The 20,476-nt window shown below is 60.2% G+C and carries 19 protein-coding genes; 9 read left to right on the forward strand and 10 right to left on the reverse strand.

Annotated elements, in window-relative coordinates; genetic code table 11:
* Window positions 1-80 precede the first annotated feature (80 nt).
* Both AX768_RS15440 and AX768_RS15445 read right to left on the reverse strand, forming a co-directional pair.
* On the reverse strand, window positions 81-1,367 hold the full coding sequence (locus tag AX768_RS15440; RefSeq protein ID WP_082778894.1) for an acyl-CoA dehydrogenase family protein: 1,287 nt from the start codon (window positions 1,365-1,367) through the stop codon (window positions 81-83).
* A 26-nt stretch (window positions 1,368-1,393) separates the two neighbouring features.
* Window positions 1,394-1,609 carry a TOBE domain-containing protein gene (locus AX768_RS15445; RefSeq protein WP_056359869.1) on the reverse strand — a complete coding sequence of 72 codons (216 nt, stop codon included), beginning with the start codon at window positions 1,607-1,609 and terminating at the stop codon, window positions 1,394-1,396.
* A gap of 274 nt (window positions 1,610-1,883) precedes the next feature.
* On the opposite strand from AX768_RS15445, the gene AX768_RS15450 reads away from it, so the two are divergent.
* Complete coding sequence (locus AX768_RS15450) at window positions 1,884-3,239, forward strand: LLM class flavin-dependent oxidoreductase (RefSeq protein ID WP_062002245.1); 1,356 nt, start codon at window positions 1,884-1,886, stop codon at window positions 3,237-3,239.
* A gap of 8 nt (window positions 3,240-3,247) precedes the next feature.
* Here AX768_RS15450 and AX768_RS15455 read toward each other — a convergent pair whose 3' ends face one another.
* The 4 genes from AX768_RS15455 to AX768_RS15470 are packed head-to-tail and all read right to left on the reverse strand — an operon-like array spanning window position 3,248 to window position 8,427.
* Window positions 3,248-4,990, reverse strand: coding sequence for a dipeptide ABC transporter ATP-binding protein (locus tag AX768_RS15455; RefSeq protein ID WP_062001047.1), 1,743 nt, complete (start codon window positions 4,988-4,990; stop codon window positions 3,248-3,250).
* Window positions 4,987-5,796: an ABC transporter permease gene (locus AX768_RS15460; RefSeq protein WP_231941477.1), complete on the reverse strand. Its 810-nt coding sequence runs from the start codon at window positions 5,794-5,796 to the stop codon at window positions 4,987-4,989. Before AX768_RS15460 ends, AX768_RS15455 begins: the two co-directional genes overlap by 4 nt.
* Window positions 5,797-5,840: 44 nt before the next feature.
* Window positions 5,841-6,770 (reverse strand): ABC transporter permease, encoded by a 930-nt coding sequence (locus AX768_RS15465; RefSeq protein ID WP_062001049.1) that lies wholly within the window; start codon window positions 6,768-6,770, stop codon window positions 5,841-5,843.
* A 1-nt stretch (window position 6,771) separates the two neighbouring features.
* Window positions 6,772-8,427: an ABC transporter substrate-binding protein gene (locus tag AX768_RS15470; RefSeq protein ID WP_062001050.1), complete on the reverse strand. Its 1,656-nt coding sequence runs from the start codon at window positions 8,425-8,427 to the stop codon at window positions 6,772-6,774.
* 275 nt (window positions 8,428-8,702) lie between these two features.
* Between AX768_RS15470 and AX768_RS15475 the strand changes: the two genes are divergently transcribed.
* The gene (locus AX768_RS15475) at window positions 8,703-8,894 is read left to right on the forward strand and encodes a YqaE/Pmp3 family membrane protein (protein ID WP_062001051.1); all 192 of its coding nucleotides are present in this window, start codon (window positions 8,703-8,705) and stop codon (window positions 8,892-8,894) included.
* 52 nt (window positions 8,895-8,946) lie between these two features.
* Here AX768_RS15475 and AX768_RS15480 read toward each other — a convergent pair whose 3' ends face one another.
* Window positions 8,947-9,606 carry a glutathione S-transferase family protein gene (locus AX768_RS15480; RefSeq protein WP_062001052.1) on the reverse strand — a complete coding sequence of 220 codons (660 nt, stop codon included), beginning with the start codon at window positions 9,604-9,606 and terminating at the stop codon, window positions 8,947-8,949.
* Between the two features lie 188 nt (window positions 9,607-9,794).
* Here AX768_RS15480 and AX768_RS15485 point away from each other — a divergent pair, with 188 nt between their 5' ends.
* From AX768_RS15485 to AX768_RS15510, 6 genes are all read left to right on the forward strand, one after another.
* Window positions 9,795-12,173: a DNA polymerase II gene (locus AX768_RS15485; RefSeq protein ID WP_062001053.1), complete on the forward strand. Its 2,379-nt coding sequence runs from the start codon at window positions 9,795-9,797 to the stop codon at window positions 12,171-12,173.
* 252 nt (window positions 12,174-12,425) lie between these two features.
* Window positions 12,426-13,139 carry a DUF3348 domain-containing protein gene (locus AX768_RS15490; protein WP_062001054.1) on the forward strand — a complete coding sequence of 238 codons (714 nt, stop codon included), beginning with the start codon at window positions 12,426-12,428 and terminating at the stop codon, window positions 13,137-13,139.
* A gap of 10 nt (window positions 13,140-13,149) precedes the next feature.
* Complete coding sequence (locus tag AX768_RS15495) at window positions 13,150-15,246, forward strand: DUF802 domain-containing protein (RefSeq protein ID WP_062001055.1); 2,097 nt, start codon at window positions 13,150-13,152, stop codon at window positions 15,244-15,246.
* Window positions 15,243-15,887, forward strand: coding sequence for an OmpA family protein (locus AX768_RS15500; protein WP_062001056.1), 645 nt, complete (start codon window positions 15,243-15,245; stop codon window positions 15,885-15,887). The genes AX768_RS15495 and AX768_RS15500 overlap by 4 nt, the downstream gene beginning before the upstream one ends.
* Window positions 15,884-16,474 (forward strand): DUF2894 domain-containing protein, encoded by a 591-nt coding sequence (locus AX768_RS15505; RefSeq protein ID WP_062001057.1) that lies wholly within the window; start codon window positions 15,884-15,886, stop codon window positions 16,472-16,474. The genes AX768_RS15500 and AX768_RS15505 overlap by 4 nt, the downstream gene beginning before the upstream one ends.
* Window positions 16,475-16,682: 208 nt before the next feature.
* Window positions 16,683-17,780: a porin gene (locus tag AX768_RS15510; protein WP_062001058.1), complete on the forward strand. Its 1,098-nt coding sequence runs from the start codon at window positions 16,683-16,685 to the stop codon at window positions 17,778-17,780.
* A gap of 135 nt (window positions 17,781-17,915) precedes the next feature.
* On the opposite strand, the gene AX768_RS15515 is transcribed toward AX768_RS15510, so the two are convergent.
* The 3 genes from AX768_RS15515 to AX768_RS15525 all read right to left on the reverse strand — a co-directional run bounded on the left by AX768_RS15515 (window position 17,916) and on the right by AX768_RS15525 (window position 19,358).
* A complete protein-coding gene (locus AX768_RS15515) occupies window positions 17,916-18,299 on the reverse strand; it encodes a hypothetical protein (protein ID WP_062001059.1) in 384 nt (127 codons plus the stop codon).
* 82 nt (window positions 18,300-18,381) lie between these two features.
* On the reverse strand, window positions 18,382-19,149 hold the full coding sequence (gene map / locus AX768_RS15520) for a type I methionyl aminopeptidase (RefSeq protein ID WP_062001060.1): 768 nt from the start codon (window positions 19,147-19,149) through the stop codon (window positions 18,382-18,384).
* On the reverse strand, window positions 19,146-19,358 hold the full coding sequence (locus AX768_RS15525) for a ParD-like family protein (RefSeq protein ID WP_062001061.1): 213 nt from the start codon (window positions 19,356-19,358) through the stop codon (window positions 19,146-19,148). Before AX768_RS15525 ends, map begins: the two co-directional genes overlap by 4 nt.
* Window positions 19,359-19,651: 293 nt before the next feature.
* Here AX768_RS15525 and AX768_RS15530 point away from each other — a divergent pair, with 293 nt between their 5' ends.
* Window positions 19,652-20,371 (forward strand): hypothetical protein, encoded by a 720-nt coding sequence (locus AX768_RS15530; RefSeq protein ID WP_155524262.1) that lies wholly within the window; start codon window positions 19,652-19,654, stop codon window positions 20,369-20,371.
* Window positions 20,372-20,476: the final 105 nt, after the last annotated feature.

Below are 20,476 nucleotides of genomic sequence, written 5' to 3' on the forward strand. Positions count from 1 at the left end.
TCTGCACGCGGTCGTCGTAATGCGAAGCATTGCGGCGACCGCGGGTTTACCTTGATGCAATCAAAGCAAGTTCAGCACTTTCATTTGCCGGTTCCGGCAAACTCGTCGTCCTGGACTACTGACCGCTCGCCTGGCCCAAGCGTTTTTCCTGCGGCTTGCGCCGACGTGTGCGCCAGACTGAAACGCTCGTCCGGAGCCGTTCCATTCAAATGGTAATTGCCAACTGCGGCTTCGCGCTGGATCGCGGGATTATGCGAGGCAATGACGCGTGCATTGCGCCAATGGCGGTCGAGCCTGCGTGCTTCGCTCGTCGCCGATGCACCACCCACTTCAAATAAAAGCGTCGCTGCTTCAAGCACCTGTTCGAGCACAATTTGTTGCGCCTGGTAAGCCTGAATATCCACCGCAATGTAGTCCGCTGTTGTCGCCCTCCCCTCGATGCGCGCCTGATGCACCCGTTCGAGCGCCGCCGCAACTGCGTCGACCAGTGCTTCGGCGGAATAAGCGAGGCTTCCAAGCCGTCCCACTACACGATGCACAAGCGGATTGTCGCGCGGACTCGATTGTCCGGCCACGCCGAAAGTGCGTGTGCGGCCTTGAACAAACTCGACGCCGTCGCGCAAAACCGCGCGGGCGATGCCCGCCAGCGTTGCAAGATGGACAGTCTGGTAGAAAGCAGTAAGAAGGGAGTTGCGGCGAGGCTCGGAGGCGTTGTATCGCGACAAGATCTGCTCTAGTGGAACGCGGACGTTATCGAAGCGTGTCGTGCCGCTTGCCGTCAGCCGCTGGCCGAAGCCGTCCCAGTCGTCATTGCGCGCAACGCCCGGTGCGTCGCTGCGCACGAGCACGTGCAGGTCGTTCTGTGTATCGTGTGCGGCTACGTTGATCCATTCCGAATAGAGCGTGCCCGTGCTGTAGTATTTCTCTCCATTGAGCAGGACATAGGCGGGGTCTTTATCGGCAATCACGGTCACGCTGTTATGCGTTGAGCCCGTGCGCTCCGATGTCGCCGCACCGATTGTTTCGCCTTTGGCAATGCGCCCGAGCCATCGTTCGCGTGCCGCAATATCGGCGCTTTCGAGTCGCTGTTCAATAAACCCCGAATGCGCGCGAATGATCTGCGGCAAGTTCGAATCAGCTTCGCCCAGACGCGTCAGCAAGTGGAAGTACTGCGGCAGACTGACGCCGGAACCGCCATATTCCCGCGGCACGCGCAGCGCCGTGAAACCGCTCTCCTTCAATTGCGCGACTGCATCACGCGCAAGTTCGCGGTTCTGCTCACGCTCAAGCGCGCCTTCGCCAATGTGCTTGAATACTTCGGCGAAACGCGCGTAAAGCGCGGCGTCCGACGGTGCTGACGTGGTCATTCATTTCTCCGCAAATTAAACGCCGTTCAAAGACGCGCGATGGACACTTCCGTCGACTTCACCAGCGCAACAACTTCCGTGCCGACCTTGAGCTCAAGTTCATCGATAGACCGTGTCGTGATGACCGATGTCACGATTCCGTTCGGCGTCTCCACGTCGACCTCCGAAAGCACGGACCCGCGAATGATCTCCTTGATGTGCCCCCTGAACTGGTTGCGCACATTGATGGCCGTCACGCCCATGGCGTACTCCTTGATTGGTTGAATGAGCTTGTGCTTGCGCGCTGCGACGCCGACAAAATAGTCTAGCGAGGCAAACTGGCCAGCTTAACGATTGATTTGATCTAAGGTTTGCTGCAAATTTGCTTAAGCGCCGTGCGCCTTGAACGCTTAGTGCTATGCGGTATATCGATTGACGGATTTATTGGTCGCGCTCAACGACGGTCCGCTTGAAAATGGAAGACTGGTCAATCAAAGCTCAGGTCTTGCGGCCTGCAGATCAAACAACGGACTGTCCATGACTAACCTGTCGCCCCGTCGCCTGCATCTCAACGTCAACATCCTGCATTCGGGTTTCGTGCCATCCGCATGGCGACTTGCCGATGCCGATCCGCACGCGTTCATCGACGTGAAGCACTACGTGCGCGTCGCGCAGATTGCGGAAGCGGCGAAATTCGACGCCGTGTTTCTCGCCGATAACGCGTCCATTGCCGATCAGATCGACTTTCGCCCGATCACCGCGCTCGAACCGACCATCCTGCTTGCAAGCATCGCGGCGGCGACGTCGCATATTGGCGTGATCGGCACGGCCTCCACGAGCTATAACGAGCCATACAACATCGCACGCCGTTTTGCGACGCTCGATCATGTCAGCGGCGGCCGCGCGGGATGGAACGTCGTGACGACCGCCGATCTTGGATCGGCCCGCAACTTCGGCCGCGCTGCCGTGCCGGACCACGCCGAGCGATACGCCCGCGCGGCGGAATTCACGAGCGTCGTCAAGGCGCTCTGGGATAGCTGGGAGGCGGGCGCGATCGTCGGCAACAAAGCGACCGGATTGTTCGCAGACACGGATCAGGTGCATCCACTGGGGCATCAGGGCACGCACTTTTCCGTGCAAGGCCCGCTTAACGTTCCGCGATCGCCGCAAGGGCATCCCGTGCTGGTGCAGGCGGGTGCATCGGGCGATGGCCGCGATCTCGCGGCGCGTCACGCAGAAGCGGTGTTCTCGGCATCGCAATCATTCGATGAGTCGCTGGGTTATGCGCGAGACCTCAAGACGCGTGCGGCTGCTTATGGTCGCGGCCCCGATGCGGTGAAGGTGCTCGCGGGCCTGACCACGATCATAGGTGCGACCGAGGCGGAAGCGCTGCGCCGCCGCGATGAACTCGTGGACCTGATCCCGTGGAGTTATAGCCTGACGCGCCTGGCCGGTACGCTCGGAATCACACCCGACCGCCTGAAACTGGATGAGAAGCTGCCGGACAATCTGACGTTGCCGGGTCAGGGCAATGGCAACCATACATTCTTCCACGCCACGCTCGCGCAAGGGCGGCAGCATGGTTACACGGTCCGTGAGCTTATTCGCGCGCTTGCGGGAGGCGGCGGGCATCGTGTGATCGTGGGTACGCCTGAGCAAGTGGCCGACGACATCGAGCGCTGGTTCAAAGCCGGCGCCGCCGATGGTTTCAACCTGATGCCCGATACCTTGCCGGGCGGCCTGCAGGATTTCGTCGATGGCGTGATTCCGATTCTCCAGCGGCGCGGCGTCTTCAGACGTGAATATGAAGGCACCACGTTGCGCGACCATCTCGGTCTCGCAGTTCCGGAGAATCGATACACCGCTGAGCGCGCCGCAGCCCTGGCGGTCTGAACCAGGGCTTACGACAACTCGCGTTCGAGCGCAACCAACGGTATCTCAGCCGGCGCGCGCTCTTCCGCACGCCGCAGCGCAGGCGTCGCGGACATCAGCAACTGCGTGTACGGGTGTTCGGGCGCGGCGAATACCTGCTCCGCATCACCCTCTTCCACGACGCCTCCGTCCTTGAATACCAGTACACGGTCGCTGAGATGGCGCACCACATCCAGATCATGCGAGATGAACAGCAGGGCCGTATTCAGGCGCGCCTGCAACTCGGCGAGTAAATCGAGGACCTGCGCTTGCACATAGACATCGAGCGCGGACACGGGTTCATCGCAGACGATCAACGCGGGTTCAGGCGCGAGCGCACGCGCGATGGCTACGCGTTGCCGCTGGCCGCCGGATAACGACGATGGACGCCGCGCAAGGAAAGCCGCATCCAGTCCAACCTGTTCGAGCAACTCGACACTGCGCGCAAGCAGCGAAGGTTTTGGCAATGCCTTCGACCACAGCGCTTCTTCGAGCAACTGCTGCACGCTATGACGTGGGTCGAAGGAGCTGAGCGGGTCTTGCGGAATGTATTGAAGCCGCGGCCGCAATTCTCGTCGCACGCGTTCGGAAATGCCAGGACCATTCCAGCGTGTACCGAGAAATTCTACGTTTCCGGCATCCGGCGCGATGAGTCCCAGCACGATGTTCGCGCAGGTACTCTTGCCCGAACCCGACTCCCCCACGATCCCGACCACCTCGCCGCCATGCACGGCGAACGAAACGTCCTGCAGCGCAGTGAAGACTTCGCCGCGATGCTTGCCGCGACGTAAATACTGCTTGCCGATGGCATCGACACGCAGCACCGCTTGTTCCGAACGTGCGCGTCTTGGCGGCAATGGTTCGCGGATGATCAAAGGCGCCGAGTGTGGTTCATCGGACACGATCCGCGCCGAACTCAGCCGATGCCCCCGCGATTGCGCAGAAGGCTGCGCCGCGAGCAACTGGCGCGTGTAGGGATGCGAGGGATTGTTGAGCACGCTTTGTGTCGTGCCGCTATCGACGACTTCGCCGTCGTGCATCACGAGCACACGATCTGCGATACCCGCAACCACCGCCAGATCATGACTGATGAGCAACACGCCCACGCCTTGTGCAAGACGCTGGGCAAGCACGGCGAGCACTTGGGCCTGCACGGTGACATCGAGCGCAGTGGTGGGTTCGTCGGCGATCACGAGCGCCGGGCCGGCCGCAATCGCCGATGCAATCAGCGCACGTTGCCGCAAGCCGCCCGACAACTCGTGCGCGTATTGCGTCGCACGATGTTCGGCATTGGGAATGCCGACGTCACCCATGACCGCATGAACGCGCGTGCGCCGCTCGCCCCGCGAACGCACGAGCCGATGATGCGCCAGCACCTCGCCAATCTCTGCGCCGACCGTGCGCAGCGGATCGAGCGAAACCAGCGCGTCCTGCATCACGAGTCCCGCAAACGTGCCGCGCAAGCTGCGCCATTCACGGTCGGTGAAGCGCAAGGCGGGACGGCCGTCGATATCGAATTGACGTGCATCGATCACAGCCTGTGCGCCAGCCAGACCGATCAAACTGCGCGCGGTCAGGCTCTTGCCCGAACCGGACTCGCCCACGAGCGCGACGCATTCACCCGCACGAATGGAAAGATCGACGCCGTGCACGAGCGGCCGGCCGCCGTTAGCGCCTGGAAAACTCACGCTGAGGCCGCGTATATCGACGAGCGTTTTTGCCGTGGTGATCATCGCGTGCGTACCTCGTATTTCCGTTGCAGGAACTTGCCGATAACAGAAAACGCCAAGACGGTCAGCGTAATCGCCATCCCGGGGAACACGCTCGGCCACCACGCCACGCGCAGCACGTCGCGTCCTTCGGCGAGCATCACGCCCCATTCAGGTGTGGGCGGCTGCGGGCCGAGACCCAGAAAGCTCAGCGCCGATACCGCGATGATCGCGCTGCCTATATCGATGGTCGCGATCACCGGCACGACGACCAGCACGTTGGGCAGCACATGGCGCAGGAACACGCGGCTGCGCGACAAGCCGTAACTGACTGCATGCGTGACATAGTCGGCACGGCGCACCACGAGTGTCTGGCTGCGCAGCACGCGGCCGAACTTCGGAATGCCGGCAATGCCCACCGCAATCGCGATATTCACGATGCCCTGCCCGAGAAACGTCACCACGAACAGTGACAGCAACACTGGCGGAAACGCGGAGAGGACATCGAAAATGCGTGAGGCGGATTCATCGGCGAGGCGTTTCCCCAAGCCTGCGGCCATGCCGATCGCGAGTCCGATGACAAGCGCCACGATCATGCTGGCGAGACCGATCAGCAGTGAATAACGTGCGCCGTAGATCACCCGTGCGAAGACATCGCGGCCGATGCGATCCGTGCCGAACCAGTGCTCCGCGCTCGGTGGCTTCAGCGTCTGGGCGATATCGCTCACGAGCGGATCGTAATGCGTGACGAGCGGCGGGCAAGCAATTGCCGCCCCAAGCACGAGCAGGAAAGCTGCGGCGAGCACCACGCCGGGGGGTACTCCCCTCAACAGACTATGTCGAGGGTGAGCCAAGGGACGGTAATTGATCTCGCTCATTCGCTGCGCAACCGTGGATCGATGAAAAGATAAGCGACGTCGAGCAGCGTCGAGATCACGACGTGCACGAAGGCCGCGAGCAACACCACCGCGAGCACGACCGGTACATCCTGCGACGTCACCGCGTTGAGTGTCACGCTGCCAATGCCCGGCCGTCCGAACATCTTCTCTGTGATGACCGCGCCGCCCAGCAAGCTGCCGATAAGCCACCCGCCAAGCGTCACGACCGGCAACAGCGCGTGTCGAAGGACATGGCGAAAGCGCAACGCAAGTTCGCCAAGACCACGCGAACGAACGGTGACCACGAAGGGCTTCTCAAGCGCGGCTTCAAGCGCCTCGCGCATGACTTGCGACAAGATCCCTGCAGTGGGCAGCGCCAGCGTCACGGCGGGCAATACGAGCGAACGCCAGCCATTCGCGCCCGAGACCGGGAAGAGCCGCAATTGAAAGGAGAACGCGATCAGCAACAGCATGCCGAGCCAGAAGACGGGCGTGGACGTGAAGGTAAGTTCGAGTACCGATGCGATGCGGCTGCCCCACGCACCGTGAGACGTTGTCGTTCCCGCGGTCAGCGTCGCGATCAGGATCGCCAATACGACGGCGAGCAAACCCGCCGAGCCAGCAAGTTGCGCCGTAGGAAGAAGCTGGCTTTGCAGCACGGCCGCAACAGGCTGCTGCATTACGAACGATGTGCCGAGATCCGCATGCCCGAGACGCAACAGAAATTGCCCGTACTGCCAGGGCAGACTGCGATCCAGTCCCCATTGCGCCGCGATGGTCTCGCGCAAACCGGGATATGCAAGATCTCCCGCGAGCACATCCTCAATGCGTCCCGGCAACGCGTGAATCGCAATAAACGCAGCGGTTGCAGCAAGCCATAACACCAGCACGCCCGTGCCCAGCCGCGTGGCAATCTTCGCAAGCATCTCAGCCTCCTTGCTTTTCAACCCAGACATCGTAGGAACTTGCGGGACCATCCAGTTGCGGTTCGAAACCAATTCCGTGCACGTTCGATTTCGCGGCGAGGTGATACGCCGGCGCAAACAGCGGGACGATAAACGCCTGATCCACCGCGCGCGTCTGGATCTTGGCGAGCAACTGGCGCCGCTCGTCGCCTACAGGCAGGAGACGCGCGCGATTGATATCGCCCGTGATGGTCGCATCCGGATTCTTGATCGCGTTGTAGAGAAAGCCCTGGTCGCCGAGCATGTCCCACAACTCCATCGCGACGTCAGACGGGTTGTCCGTGTTCGGATAGATGGTCCAGTTGCCGGTCGCCTTCTGGTTGGCGAAGTCGCCTGCCGTGGTGATCTTCAAGCCAAGGTCGAGCCCGAGGTTCTGGCGCAGCGCCGATTGCACGGCGCGAATCAGCACATCGCGGCTGTCGCGCACATAAGGCTGCGGATAGCCCACTTCAATGGAAAGACGCTTGCCGTTTTGCGTGCGGAATCCTTCGCTATCACGCTGGGTCCAGCCGGCTTCGTCGAGCAACTTGTTTGCGTCAGCGATCTTGTTGCCCCAAGAACCTTTGAGGCTTGCGTCATAGTCCGCGTTGTCCGGTCCGATGTTCGAGTACGCACGCCGCACGGTGCCAAGATAAACGCTCTTTACGATGCCATCTAGATCGAAGCCGTCACGCAGCGCGCGGCGCACGCGAACGTCGCTGGCGGGTGCGACCGTGTAGTTGATGTTGAGCGTGAACGACGTCGTTGCCGATGGCCCCGTCAGATACTGGAAGCCATCGACTTTATCGAATACGCCGATGTCTGTTGGCTGCACGCCTTCGATCAGGTCGACTTGCCCGGAACTCAGCGCGCCGGTACGTACAGCCGCTTCCGGCAGGAACCGGTACGTCACGCGGTCGAGATATGCCGGGCCTTGATGCTGCGCGTTTCCGGGTGCCCATCGGTAATCCGGATTGCGTTCGAACACGGCCGACTGACCGCGCTGGTAAGACTTGAATACAAACGGCCCCGTCCCCACGATGCCCGGACCGCCGCCACACAGATCCTTGTTCTCGGCCAATGCCTTCGGAGAGATGAAGCCGAGCTTCACGCTCGACAACGATTCGAGCGTCGTGGAATCGGCCTGCTTCATGACAAGCTTTACTACCGTCGGCGACACGACCTCTGCGTGATCGAAGTGGACCAGCAACGACGCCGATGCCGACGTCGTGCTCACATTAGCGAGGATGTAATCGAAATTCGCCTTCACCGCAGCCGCGTTGAACGGCGTTCCATCGGTGAACTTGACGTCATCGCGGAGATTGAAGGTATAGCTCTTGCCATCGTCGGCGACGCTCCACGACTTTGCGAGCCACGGCGCGTAGGTGCCGTCGGTCTTTTTGCTGATCATCGAATCGATGAAATTGCGGATCACCCAGAACGCATTTTGCTGCGATGAACGATGCGGATCAAAGCACGCAGGTTCGGTCGTGACGCCCCATGTGATCGCGCCGCCCGAGACGGGCTTGGCGGAGGCTTGCGATGAAGGCGCGGCGGATTCGGATTTGCTGCAACCACTCAGCACCATTGAAAGGCCAAGGGTCGTCGCGCCGGCAAGCGCGATAAGTCGTGCATTCATCTAACGTAATTCCTGTCTGGGATCGGGCAAGGAGGCGCAGTAGCGGCCCGGCTGGTAACCGGGTCTCACATGCTAGGGCGCACAACGCGCGTGGCAAACGTAGGAATTTTTCTATGGATATCAAACGCGCACGCATATGGATGCGCGTTTGAATGGGAACCGTGCTTCCGGGAACGCGGGGCGCATGCGGCCTTGCTGTATATTGCCGCTGAGACAGCCAGCAAGATCGGATCGCCGCAAATCCTCCTCAACCAGACCAGCCATAAGGAAAATCCATGCGCCTTTTGCTCGCATTAATCTTGCCTTGGTTTCAGTTCTTCACCATTGGCCGCCCGATCGCCGGGATCATCTGCCTGATACTTCAGATTACGATAATCGGCTGGATACCCGCTGCGATCTGGTCGGTCTACGCGTTGAGCCAGTACAAGACCGACAGGAAAATCGAACGCGCAGTAACCGGACGATAAACACGTCAAGAGCAGGCGTGAGGTTTTAGACGTCGAGTTTCCTTTGGTCAAGTCAATCCCGGTCGGGCGCGCCCAGCGGAAAGAACGCTCGATAAGGCCGCGCTTCATCCACCGCGCGTGCAAACGACGGCCGCGCCAAAAGCCGCTTGCGATACGCAACGACATTCTCAAACGATGGCGCAATTCGATGCGTCCAGTCCGCGTAAAACAGGAACGGCGCCGCCCCGCAATCGGCCAGGCTGAACTGGTCACCCGCGGCCCACGTGCGGGACGCCATGGTTTTATCGAGCCATGCGTACGCGGTTTCGAGCATGGCACGGGCATCGGCTACGCCGTGCGGGTCGCGATCGCCCTCGGACCGCATGGAGTCGAACACAATTTTTTGCTGCGGCATGGAAATGTAATTATCGAAGAAGCGGTCCATGAAGCGGACGTCGAGCGCGGCCCGCGGATCGGACGGCAGCAATTGCACGGGCCCCGGATAGTGCAGTGCAAGATGCTCGATGATGATTGTCGATTCGGCAATCGTACGGTCGTCGTCGACGAGCACCGGGAAACGTTTCAACGGCCAGCGCGCGGCGAGTTCGGCCATCGGCTGCGGGTCATCGTTCGACAATTGCCGATACTCAAACGGCGTGCCGTTCTCGTAGAGCGCGGTCAAGACCTTCTGGCAGTACGACGAAAAGGGATGGGCATAGAGCTGCAATGACATCGTCGATCACCTCGGCGTAAAAAGTAAAAGGAGTAAAAGCAGGCGTAATGACGCCTGCTTGATCCTACGACGATCGGCAGAAGGGGAAATCGACATGGAACAAAAAGCTTCAAGATCCAGCGATCCGGACGCCAAACGCGCGCAACCACTAAAATCCATGTAAGCGACGATTTTCTTGAGGCGGGCATTTGAGCGGGCAGCAACGCGGTTTCATTCTGACGCGGCATTGGCGTGACACGCCCGATGGCACCGACGTCGATTTCTGGCTGGCGACGGACGATGGTCCCCGCCACCTTCGCCTGCGTCCTCAAGAGTCGGTGGCGTTCATTCCGGCGGCGCACCGCGAGCGCGCTGAGTTTGTCATGCAGCGCGAAAAGCGCGCGGAGTTGCGGCCGCTTGAACTGGTCGATTTCAGTCACCGGCCGGTGCTCGGGCTTTATACCGCGCAATATCGGCAACTGACAGCGCTCGAACGGCGCCTGAAGCAAGGCGGCGTGGACGTTTATGAAGCCGATGTTTTTCCGCCCGACCGGTACATGATGGAGCGTTTCATTACGGCGCCAGTTGTCTTCAACGGCGACCGCCAAGGCGAGGGTTTGCCTTTCGATCCGCTCATCAATGCGGAGCTGAAACCTGCGACGGGTTATCGGCCGAATTTAAAACTAGTGTCGCTCGATATAGAGACCAGTGCGCGTTCGGAGCTTTATTCGATCGCGCTAGAAGGTTGCGGCGAGCGTCAGGTGTACATGCTCGGACCGCCCAATGGCGATGCCAGTGGCGTCGACTTCAAGCTCGAATACTGCGAGACACGCGGGCAGCTTCTCGAGAAACTCAACGAGTGGCTCGAGCGCTTTGATCCTGATGCGATCATCGGCTGGAACGTGATCCAGTTCGACCTGCGTGTGTTGCAGGAACATTCGGAACGCTACAACGTGCCGCTGCGGCTGGGTCGCGGCGGCAGCGTCATGGAATGGCGGCAACACGGTCTCAAGCAGAACCACTTCTTCGCGGGCGCGGCGGGCCGGTTGCTGATCGATGGCATCGAGGCGCTGCGATCCGCGACCTGGAGCTTTCCGTCGTTCAGCCTCGAATACGTTGCGCAAACCATGCTCGGCGAAGGCAAGGCGATCGACAACCCGTATCAGCGGATGGACGAAATCCAGCGTCGCTTCGATGAAGACAAACCCGCCCTCGCCCGCTACAACCTCAAGGATTGCGAACTCGTCACGCGCATTTTCGCGGCGACCGAACTGCTTGCGTTCCTGCTCGAACGTGCATCGGTGACGGGGTTGCCCGCTGATCGAAACGGCGGTTCAGTTGCAGCGTTCACGCATTTGTATATGCCGCGGATGCATCGGCAAGGATTCGTTGCCCCCAATCTCGGCGATGTCGCCGGCGCTGCAAGTCCCGGCGGTTTCGTGATGAACTCGCGCCCGGGACTCTACGATTCAGTGCTGGTGCTCGACTACAAGAGTCTGTATCCATCGATCATTCGCACGTTTTTGATCGACCCGGCAGGTCTTGTCGATGGCATGCGTAATCCCGATGACGAACAGTCCGTACCCGGTTTTCTCGGCGCGCGTTTTTCGCGCACGCGCCACAGCTTGCCGGCTATAGTGGGTCAGGTGTGGAAGGGACGCGACGAAGCCAAGCGCGAAAACAACAAGCCGTTGTCACAAGCGCTGAAGATCATCATGAACGCGTTTTACGGCGTGCTTGGTTCTACCGGATGTCGTTTCTTCGATCCCCGGCTGGCTTCGTCGATCACCATGCGCGGTCATGAAATCATGCGCCGCACGCGCGAGCTGATCGAAGCGGAAGGTTACGAAGTGATCTACGGCGACACGGATTCCACTTTCGTGTGGCTACGGCATGCGCACAGCGAGGACGAAGCGGCGCGCATCGGGCGCACGCTCGTCGATCGCGTCAACGCTTGGTGGCAGGAAGACGTGCGCGAGCGGTTCGGACTCGAGAGCGCGCTGGAGCTGCAGTTCGAGCGGCACTATCGGCGATTTTTCATGCCGACGATCCGCGGCGCAGAGGAAGGCAGCAAGAAGCGCTACGCAGGCTTGAGCCTTTTGCCCGATGGCAGCGAAGAGATCGTCTACAAAGGACTCGAAACCGTTCGCAGCGACTGGACGCCGCTTGCGCAGCAATTCCAGCGCGAACTTTATTCGCGCATTTTCAAACGCGAGCCGTATGAAGACTACGTGCGTGATTATGTGCGCCGCACTTTGAGCGGCGAACTCGATGAGTTGCTGATCTATAGAAAGCGGTTGCGTCGGCCGCTCGATGCCTATGAGCGCAACGTGCCGCCGCATGTCCGTGCAGCGCGTATAGCCGATGAATTCAATCGTGAGCATGGGCGTCCGCTGCAATATCAGCGTGGCGGCTGGATCAGTTACCTGATGACGAGCACCGGGCCGGAGCCCCTTGAGACCTGGCGGTCGGGGATTGACTACGACCATTATCTGACGCGGCAGCTTCAACCCATCGCCGATGCCATCCTGCCGCTTTTACAGAGTGATTTTCAAATGCTGATTTCGGGGCAGCATGAGTTGTTTTGACGGGCAAGATATCCACAGAAATTGTCCATAAGGCTGTGGACAACTCAACTGAACGTCAGCCAAGACCTTGATTTGTTTAAGACTTGCCACCCTGCCTTCATTGCAATGCACGCAACGATTGTCCAAACCCCGCAGATTGCCATCGGACCAAAAACTCAACCACGAAGAGCCACTGATTTCGACCATCCGCCACATATCGACGGCACCGTCCCCGCCGACGTGTAAACTAGCGAACTTTTTGACTCTGGCGAAATGGTGCAAGCTCCTCAGCGCACAGCTCTCAGCGGCCCGGCGCTCATTCGCTTACTTGCGCGCCTGACGGACGTCGAATTTACCGAATCCAGGCAATCGCTTTCGGACCGGCTGAGCCAGTGGCTCCACTGGACTGATGCGATCGCTTTATCTACGGCGCTGGGCGGCAAGCCGCCTCCGGGCGTTGCCAGCGCGCAAACCTCGGGCAGCCCCGAAGAGAAAGAGTGCGCGGCCGCGCGCAGCGCGCTCGCGAACGCCATTGCCGGCGACAGCGTGTTTGGCGCCCCGAAGAGACGGCCGGGCGCGGCACAAGCACATATCGAAACATCCGCCGATACCGACTATCCGGTCTTCCGCCAACGCTATCTGACCCTGCAACAGTCGATGGAAACCGGCATCGGCAATCTGCGCGGCCGTTTGCGGGCAAAGCTCGCCGCGAGGACGCCGGCCATGACGCGGCTCGCGGAAGTCGATGCAGTCATGGAGCGCGCGTTGAGCCCACGCGAACGCAGCTTGCTCGGGACCGTGCCCGTGCTGCTGGGCCGGCACTTCGAGCGTCTGCGACGCGCGGAGCTGGATACGCTGAGCGGCGACGAAACACCGGGCGCATGGCTCGAAATTTTCCGCAAAGATACGCAGAGCGTGCTGCTGGCCGAACTGGATCTTCGTTTTCAACCGGTCGAAGGGTTGCTCGCCGCCCTTCGCACTAGCTAACTGGGACGCTATGTCCAGAAATCTGATCAATCTCGTGGTGTTCCTGGCGGGTCTCGCCGCCGTGTGCTGGATCGGCGCGGGTTACATCGGCTCGAATTTGCTGGCGCTCGCCGTCACGCTGCTGATCGCCGGCTGCTACGTGGCGGGCGCGCTCGAACTAAAACGATATAGCGAGGCCACGTCCGGCCTGACGCGCGCCATCGACGGCCTGTCCGCGCCGCCGGCGAGCCTCGGCGGTTGGCTCGAACAGTTGCCGGCCAGCTTGCGCAATGCCGCGCGGCTGCGTGTGGAGGGCGAGCGTGTCGCCTTGCCGGGCCCCGCGCTCGCGCCGTACCTCGTCGGACTGCTGGTGTTGCTCGGCATGCTGGGGACGCTCCTCGGCATGGTGGCGACCCTCAGGGGCACGGGCATGGCGCTCGACAGCGCGACCGACCTGCAGGCCATCCGCGCATCGCTTGCGGCTCCGGTCAAGGGGCTGGGCTTCGCGTTCGGGACATCGATTGCGGGCGTGGCGACATCGGCCATGCTGGGCTTGCTGTCCGCGTTGTGCCGCCGCGAACGGATTCAGGCGGCGCACATGCTCGACGTGAAGATCGCGACGACCTTGCGCATCTATTCGCAGACGCATCAGCGCGAGGAAGCGTTCAGGCTCCTGCAGCGTCAGGCGGAAGTCATGCCTGCGCTGGTTGATCGCCTGCAGGCGATGATGACCGCCATCGAGCAGCAGAACCATGTTTTGAACGAGCGGCAGGTCGCGAACCAGGATGCGTTTCATGGCAGGACGGAGGCGACTTACACGCGCCTGGCTGCATCGGTGGAACGTTCCATGAAAGAGAGCGTCGCTGAAAGCGCCCGCGCCGCCGGTGCTGCGCTGCAGCCCGCCATGGAAGCAACAATGGCCGGTCTCACGCGCGAGGCGGCCGCGTTGCACACCAGCGTGACGACCGCCGTACAACGGCAACTGGATGGATTGTCGAGCGGTTTCGAATCGACGGCCACGAACGTTTCCGATATCTGGCATCAGGCGCTCACTGCGCATCAGCACTCCACCGAAGGACTGTCCGAGCATTTGCGTTTATCGCTTGACCGGTTCAACGAGACCTTCGAGCAACGCTCCATTAGCCTGCTCGATGGTGTCTCCACCCGGCTCGATGCAACCACGGCCGGCTTATCGGCAGCATGGCGCGATGCGTTGGCGCAGCAGGAGCGTATCGGCGAGAAACTGGCGCAACACAACGCGCATGCGCTGAACGCGGCGGCTGCGAGCTTCGAGCAGCATTCGGCGTCGCTGCTCGGCAAGGTCGACCAGTCACATTCGAACTTGCAGACGGAACTGGCTTCGCGCGACGAAGCGCGGCTCGCCGCCTGGACCGGCCAGCTTGAATCGATATCCACAACGCTCAGCCGCGAATGGGAACAAGCCGGCGCGCGCACGGCGACCCGGCAGCAGGACATCTGCGACACACTGGCCAGCACCGCACGCGACATCTCCGCGCAGACGCAAGCGCACGCGAGCGACACCATCGGCGAGATTTCGCGGCTGGTGCAGGCGGCATCGGAAGCACCGAAGGCTGCGGCGGAAATGATCGCCGAGTTGCGCATCAAGCTCTCCGACAGCATGGTGCGCGACACCGCCATGCTCGAGGAACGCAGCCGCCTGCTGGCCACGCTGGAAACCCTGCTCGATGCCGTCAACCACGCCTCGACCGAGCAGCGCACGGCTGTCGATGCGCTGGTCAGCACGTCGGCGGATCTGCTCGATCGCGTCGGCACCCGGTTCGCCGATAAGGTGGAGCAAGAGACCGGCAAGCTGAGCGGCATTGCGGCGCAAGTCACCGGCAGCGCGGTCGAGGTCGCGAGCCTCGGCGAGGCGTTCGGCGTGGCTGTGCAGTTGTTCGGCGATTCGAACGAGAAGCTCGTTGCGCACCTTCAGCGCATCGAAACAGCGCTCGATAAATCGCTCACGCGCAGCGACGAACAGCTTGCGTATTACGTCGCGCAGGCGCGGGAAGTCATCGATTTGAGCGTGATGTCGCAGAAACAGATCATCGAGGACTTGCAGCAGATCGGCGGCAAGCGGACGTCTGCCGGAGCCGAAGCGGCATGAGCGAGGATATCGACGGCGGCGTCGAACCCGCAGCGCCGGTCTGGGCCGTCTTCGGCGACCTGATGTCGGTATTGCTGGGCGCGTTCATGCTGATCCTGGTGGGGGTCATCGGCGTGCAGTTGGAGCTTTCCAGCAAGCTGGAACGCGAGGTCAAGCAGCATCAGGTGGAAGCGCAGCGCCGCAAGACGCTCGAGCAAGCGCTCGCCGGGCCGTTGGCCGCGGGTCGCGTGACGCTGGTCAACGGGCGGATCGGCATCAATGGCAGCGTATTGTTTGCGCTCAACTCAGATCAGTTGCAGCCCGAAGGCCGGAAGGTGCTGAAGAGTCTGGCCGGACCGCTCACCGCTTATCTGCAGGCCAACGAGCAGATCCTGATGGTGAGCGGCTTCACCGATGACCGGCAACTGCGCGAAGGCAATCGCCGTTTCGCGGACAACTGGGAACTGTCGGCGCAGCGCGCGCTGACGGTGACGCGTGCGTTGATCGATGAAGGTGTGCCCTCCTCATCGCTATTTGCAGCGGCGTTCGGCTCGCAGCAGCCAGTGGAATCGAACACGAACGATGCCGGGCGCGCAAAGAACCGGCGAGTCGAGATCGCGCCTGTGCCGAAACCATCGGCTGCAACGGTGAAGGCGCCATGAGCGATTTCCGCGCGACGCTCGATGCCTGGCGCGAACGCGGCGCCGATCGGTTTGATCCGGTGCGCTTTCGGATTATCGAAGCGATGGAGCGGCGCGCGATAAACCATGACGGTGAAACACGGCGCGTCCTGAACGCGAGGTTAACCGAATTGATCGATGCCTTCGCCAGTGATCTTGCTGCAAATGTCCAACCGAAAGCGCCAGATGGCGAGTCCGCATCCGGACCATTGAGCGGACTCATCGACTACCTAGCGAATACACGCGCACCCAGTGCTTATCCGGAAATGGCGGCGCTTGAATACTTCCGCGAGACGTGGAACAGGATCAGCACTGAAAGACAGTTCCGGCAATCGCTCGCGCAAGTACCCGGAAATGCCGGCCCGCTTAATTCGAGCAGCCTCGTGCATCGCGCGTTGTCATTGATGCGCGAGTTGTCGCCCGGGTATTTGCAGCAGTTCTTATCGTATGCGGACGCGTTGTCATGGCTCGAACAGATGAACACAGCGAGCGGCACCGCGGCTGACAAGGATGCGCCTCGGAGCGCGACCGCCAAGAAGACCGCTCGTGGAAAATCGCGAAGCGCTTAAAACGATTAATCAAGAACAAGAAACAAAACTGCCAATCAATTCGTGCAAGTCAACCCGATGTTGCGAACGGGAGACACGAATATTGAAAACCAGTCCCGCTTTTTAATCGACGGAAATATGATTGCGCCCGGACGACAAAATCGTTCATGGATCAGGGCCGTCAAAACCGGCCGGCGTTTATCTAAAAACTAAACATGCGGAGACACTGGTGAACAAAATCACTCGCGCCATTACCGGCGCATTCATCGCCATCGCGGCTCAATCTTCTTTCGCGCAAAGCTCGGTCACGCTGTACGGCATCGTCGATACCAGCGTTCGTTATCTTACGAACGCGAATGCAAACAACGACAGCCAGGTAGCGATGGGCAACGGCCCGATCACCGGCAGCCGCTGGGGCCTGAAGGGCTCCGAGGATCTGGGCGGCGGACTGTCCACCGTGTTCCGCCTGGAAAACGGTTTCAACGTCTGGAACGGCCAACTGGCGAGCCAGAACACGCTGTTTAGCCGGATGGCGTATGTCGGGTTATCGAGCAACCAGTACGGCACCCTTACGTTCGGCCGTCAGAATACGCCGCTCTTCGATCAGCTTGGCAACGTCTATGATCCGCTGACCGTGGGCAACTACGATCAGGACGGCTGGCTGCCCGGCGCACTCGGCTACGGCTTGCGTTCGAACAACTCGGTCAAGTACAACGGCCAGTTCGGCGGCCTGAACGTGGAAGCCATGTACGCCTTCGGCAACACGGCGGGCAGCACGGGCGCGAACAACATGTACGGCGTAACCGCGTCCTACACGTTCAGCGGCCTGTCGCTCGATGCCGGCTTCCAGCAGAACAGCGATGCACAAAACCGCAAGTTCAACGTGGTCAACGTGAGCGCGGTCTATGCGTTCAGTACGGTCAAGGCTTACGCCGGCTGGCTGCACGCGCAGGACAATACCGGCATGGTCGACATCTTCATGTCGGCTGCGAACTCTCCCGCGGCGAGCTTTGCGGCCCCCGTGGCGAATACGAACCGCATCGACGACGGCTTCTACGCCGGCACCACATGGCAGGTAACGCCGCCGTTGTTGCTGACTGCTGCGGGCTACTACGATCACTCGCGCAATGCGCTGAACGCGGACGGAACCACGCTTGGCCGCGGGGTACGTTACTCGGGCGTGCTGCTTGCCGAGTACGCGCTGTCCAAGCGTACGGAAGTGTATGGCACGGTCGATTTCATCCGCGGGACGGGCGCCGCGCAAGCGGACTTCCCGGGACGCAACAACCAGACCGGCGTTGCAGTCGGCCTTCGCAACATATTCTGACGTTTGTTCAGGCCCGGCTTGCTGCCGGGTCGTTACGCGTTAAAAGGAAAAACGGCGGGCACTCTGCAGTGCGCGCCGTTTTTTTACCAAAGAGAGGTTGGCTCGCTCGATACTCACTTCATGCAGCCTTCGCAATCATTCCTCGCACTGCACATTCGGCCTTGGCACGACGATGATTGCCGGATACGTTCCCCGGTCGAGTTCCACGCGCGCGACGACGGCCATTGTCGCGTTGTCGACGTCATCGTAGACGCTGACTTTTTCGTGCCGGAAGCTCGTGAGGCCCGTACACGCCGACGCACGGCCTTCATCCGAAACCCGGCAATTGATCGGGTTGTCCGCAAGGTAGCGATACTTGTCGCGGTCCGGCAATGCGAGGTATTCACGGACGTTTTGCGCCGCTCCGCCAATGCCCGTGACATAGCCGATGGCGCACTCCTGCTTGGGCGCCTGGGCTATCGCGGCTGTGGTAGCAAGCAAAATGAGCGTCGCGATTGTCGATGCAAGGAGGTTTCTCATGGAGCCTTATAGGTGGATGATCGGGTCGATGTCATGAAGAAGGGAACGCATCTTGTTTTCGCGATTCCCCTTCCCCGGGCCGTCAGTCGAGCATCTTTTCTTCGGGGCGCAAAGTCAGGACGCGCACGCCGTTGCGAGTCACGGCGACAGTGTGCTCGAATTGCGCAGACAGTTGTCCATCGTCCGTAACGACTGTCCAGCCATCTTCTTCAGTACGGACGGCATGCCGCCCCTGGTTGATCATCGGTTCGATGGTGAACACCATTCCCTCCTGCAGCACCAGGCCCGTGCGCGGCTTTCCCCAATGCAGCACTTGAGGATCCTCGTGCATTTCACGTCCAATGCCGTGCCCGCAGTATTCCCTTACGACCGAATAGCCGTTTCTGCGTGCGTGCCGCTCGATGGCATGCCCCACATCGCCCAGTCTGCCGCCTGGACGGACCGCCTTGATGCCTTTCCACATGGCTTCGTAAGTCACTTGCACGAGCCGCCTGGCCAGCGGAGAAACCTCGCCGACAAGGTATGTCTTGCTGGAATCGGCAATAAAACCATTGGTCTCCAGCGTGATATCGAAATTGACGATATCCCCGCTTTGCAACAGCTCGGCAGGGGATGGAACGCCGTGGCAAACCACGTTGTTGCGAGAGGAGTTAAGCGCGTAGGCATACCCGTACTGCCCTTTGCTTGCCGGGCGCGCATTGAGTTCATTCACGATGAAGCTGTCGACCAGATCGTTGACCTGCATGGTCGACATGCCGATCAAGCTCAGCCGGTCCAGATAGCCGAACACGTCCGCCAGCAGCTTGCCGGACTCGGCCATCAATGCGATTTCTTCTGGTCGCTTGGTCATGTCAAAGCCACCTTCACCGGTTGCGATACGACGCCCGCCGCGCGCAGTTCTTCCGCAACGATCTCGTTGAAACTCTGCGTTGGATTCATTTCGGATAACAAACCAATCTTGATCCAGAAGGCTGCTTGCGCGTTGATCGACCGGCACGACACGGCGCTTGCTTTGCGTATCTGATCGTGCAGATCATCGTCGATATTTACGATGCCCATGGCAACCTCTATATATGAAACATATATGGATCATATACTTCGTCGCCGTAATCGTGCAAGCGATCTGTGCGATTTGTCGGGGCGTCGACCCGGCCACTTCCAACCGAGCGATTGTGCACAAGGAATAAACAGAATGGTCCCGGTGTTGTTACCCATGAAATCGACCTTCGTGCAAGCGCTCTTGCAAGCGCTCATGCAAGCGGGATGATTCATGGGCGCGCGTGCTAACAGGAAAAAGACAGGACTGCATGCCGGGCGTGTCTTACGGGTACCAGCATCAAAGGAGAAGACTTTTGGCTTTCAGAAAATCTTTATCGACAACCAACCGCAAAGTGATAGATCGATTCGCTGTCGGGCTTGTCAGCGAAGTGTACGGACCACCTCTGATCCAAACGTTCGAGAACGCGCAAATCCGCAGCGGGACGTCGATGGCAGCAGTACTTGGCCCTGATCAATCCAACGTATCGAGTTATTACGCACTCGGTACAAAAACCAGCGCCAACAGCTTGCGACCGTTCATGCGTGCACTCGTGGACGATAGCCATATGACAGGCTGGATCGCCGGGCACTTACTGAACGAAGAGATGGGAGGCTCAGGCGGCACGGACGAAAATCTCACACCCCTGACGACCAAAGCAAACAGCGCTCATAAAGCGTATGAAGGCCATATAAAGAAAATGCTGCTGCAGTGTCACAGAATTGATCGCGATAACAAGGAAATCGACTATTGGTATGGCGTGCACTATAGCGTTGCAGCATCGACACGACCTGTGTTCCAGGATTTGATCGACACGTATGTAGCGTCACATATCTCGATTGAGTACAGGTACATCAAGATTAAAAAAGCAAAGTTTCCAGCATTGGAGATCGAGGAAATCGGGACGGGTGATCCGTTCCTGCAAATACTGAGGGTGGCCGGCCAGCCAAACTGTACGTCCCCGAATGCACTGAATGAGCAATCCAACCCGGGCAACACACGTTTCTCGGTTGAGATTCATAACGAAAACAACTGACCCCGCAAAAACGCAGGCGCTGTTGTGTGACTCGGGTCGGGACTTGGGATAACCAAGTCACGCGTCGCGGGGCGGCAAACATGCTTTCCGGCTGTTTTCGCTTTA

It is taken from the genome of Burkholderia sp. PAMC 28687, assembly GCF_001577465.1.
GTDB lineage: Bacteria > Pseudomonadota > Gammaproteobacteria > Burkholderiales > Burkholderiaceae > Caballeronia.

Coding starts and splice junctions, on each gene's coding strand:
- AX768_RS15440 (WP_082778894.1), bottom strand. CDS start 1,367: ATGACCACGTCAGCACCGTCGGACGCCGCGCTTTACGCGCGTTTCGCC.
- AX768_RS15445 (WP_056359869.1), bottom strand. CDS start 1,609: ATGGGCGTGACGGCCATCAATGTGCGCAACCAGTTCAGGGGGCACATC.
- AX768_RS15450 (WP_062002245.1), top strand. CDS start 1,884: ATGACTAACCTGTCGCCCCGTCGCCTGCATCTCAACGTCAACATCCTG.
- AX768_RS15455 (WP_062001047.1), bottom strand. CDS start 4,990: ATGATCACCACGGCAAAAACGCTCGTCGATATACGCGGCCTCAGCGTG.
- AX768_RS15465 (WP_062001049.1), bottom strand. CDS start 6,770: ATGCTTGCGAAGATTGCCACGCGGCTGGGCACGGGCGTGCTGGTGTTA.
- AX768_RS15470 (WP_062001050.1), bottom strand. CDS start 8,427: ATGAATGCACGACTTATCGCGCTTGCCGGCGCGACGACCCTTGGCCTT.
- AX768_RS15475 (WP_062001051.1), top strand. CDS start 8,703: ATGCGCCTTTTGCTCGCATTAATCTTGCCTTGGTTTCAGTTCTTCACC.
- AX768_RS15480 (WP_062001052.1), bottom strand. CDS start 9,606: ATGTCATTGCAGCTCTATGCCCATCCCTTTTCGTCGTACTGCCAGAAG.
- AX768_RS15490 (WP_062001054.1), top strand. CDS start 12,426: ATGGTGCAAGCTCCTCAGCGCACAGCTCTCAGCGGCCCGGCGCTCATT.
- AX768_RS15495 (WP_062001055.1), top strand. CDS start 13,150: ATGTCCAGAAATCTGATCAATCTCGTGGTGTTCCTGGCGGGTCTCGCC.
- AX768_RS15500 (WP_062001056.1), top strand. CDS start 15,243: ATGAGCGAGGATATCGACGGCGGCGTCGAACCCGCAGCGCCGGTCTGG.
- AX768_RS15505 (WP_062001057.1), top strand. CDS start 15,884: ATGAGCGATTTCCGCGCGACGCTCGATGCCTGGCGCGAACGCGGCGCC.
- AX768_RS15515 (WP_062001059.1), bottom strand. CDS start 18,299: ATGAGAAACCTCCTTGCATCGACAATCGCGACGCTCATTTTGCTTGCT.
- map (WP_062001060.1), bottom strand. CDS start 19,149: ATGACCAAGCGACCAGAAGAAATCGCATTGATGGCCGAGTCCGGCAAG.
- AX768_RS15525 (WP_062001061.1), bottom strand. CDS start 19,358: ATGGGCATCGTAAATATCGACGATGATCTGCACGATCAGATACGCAAA.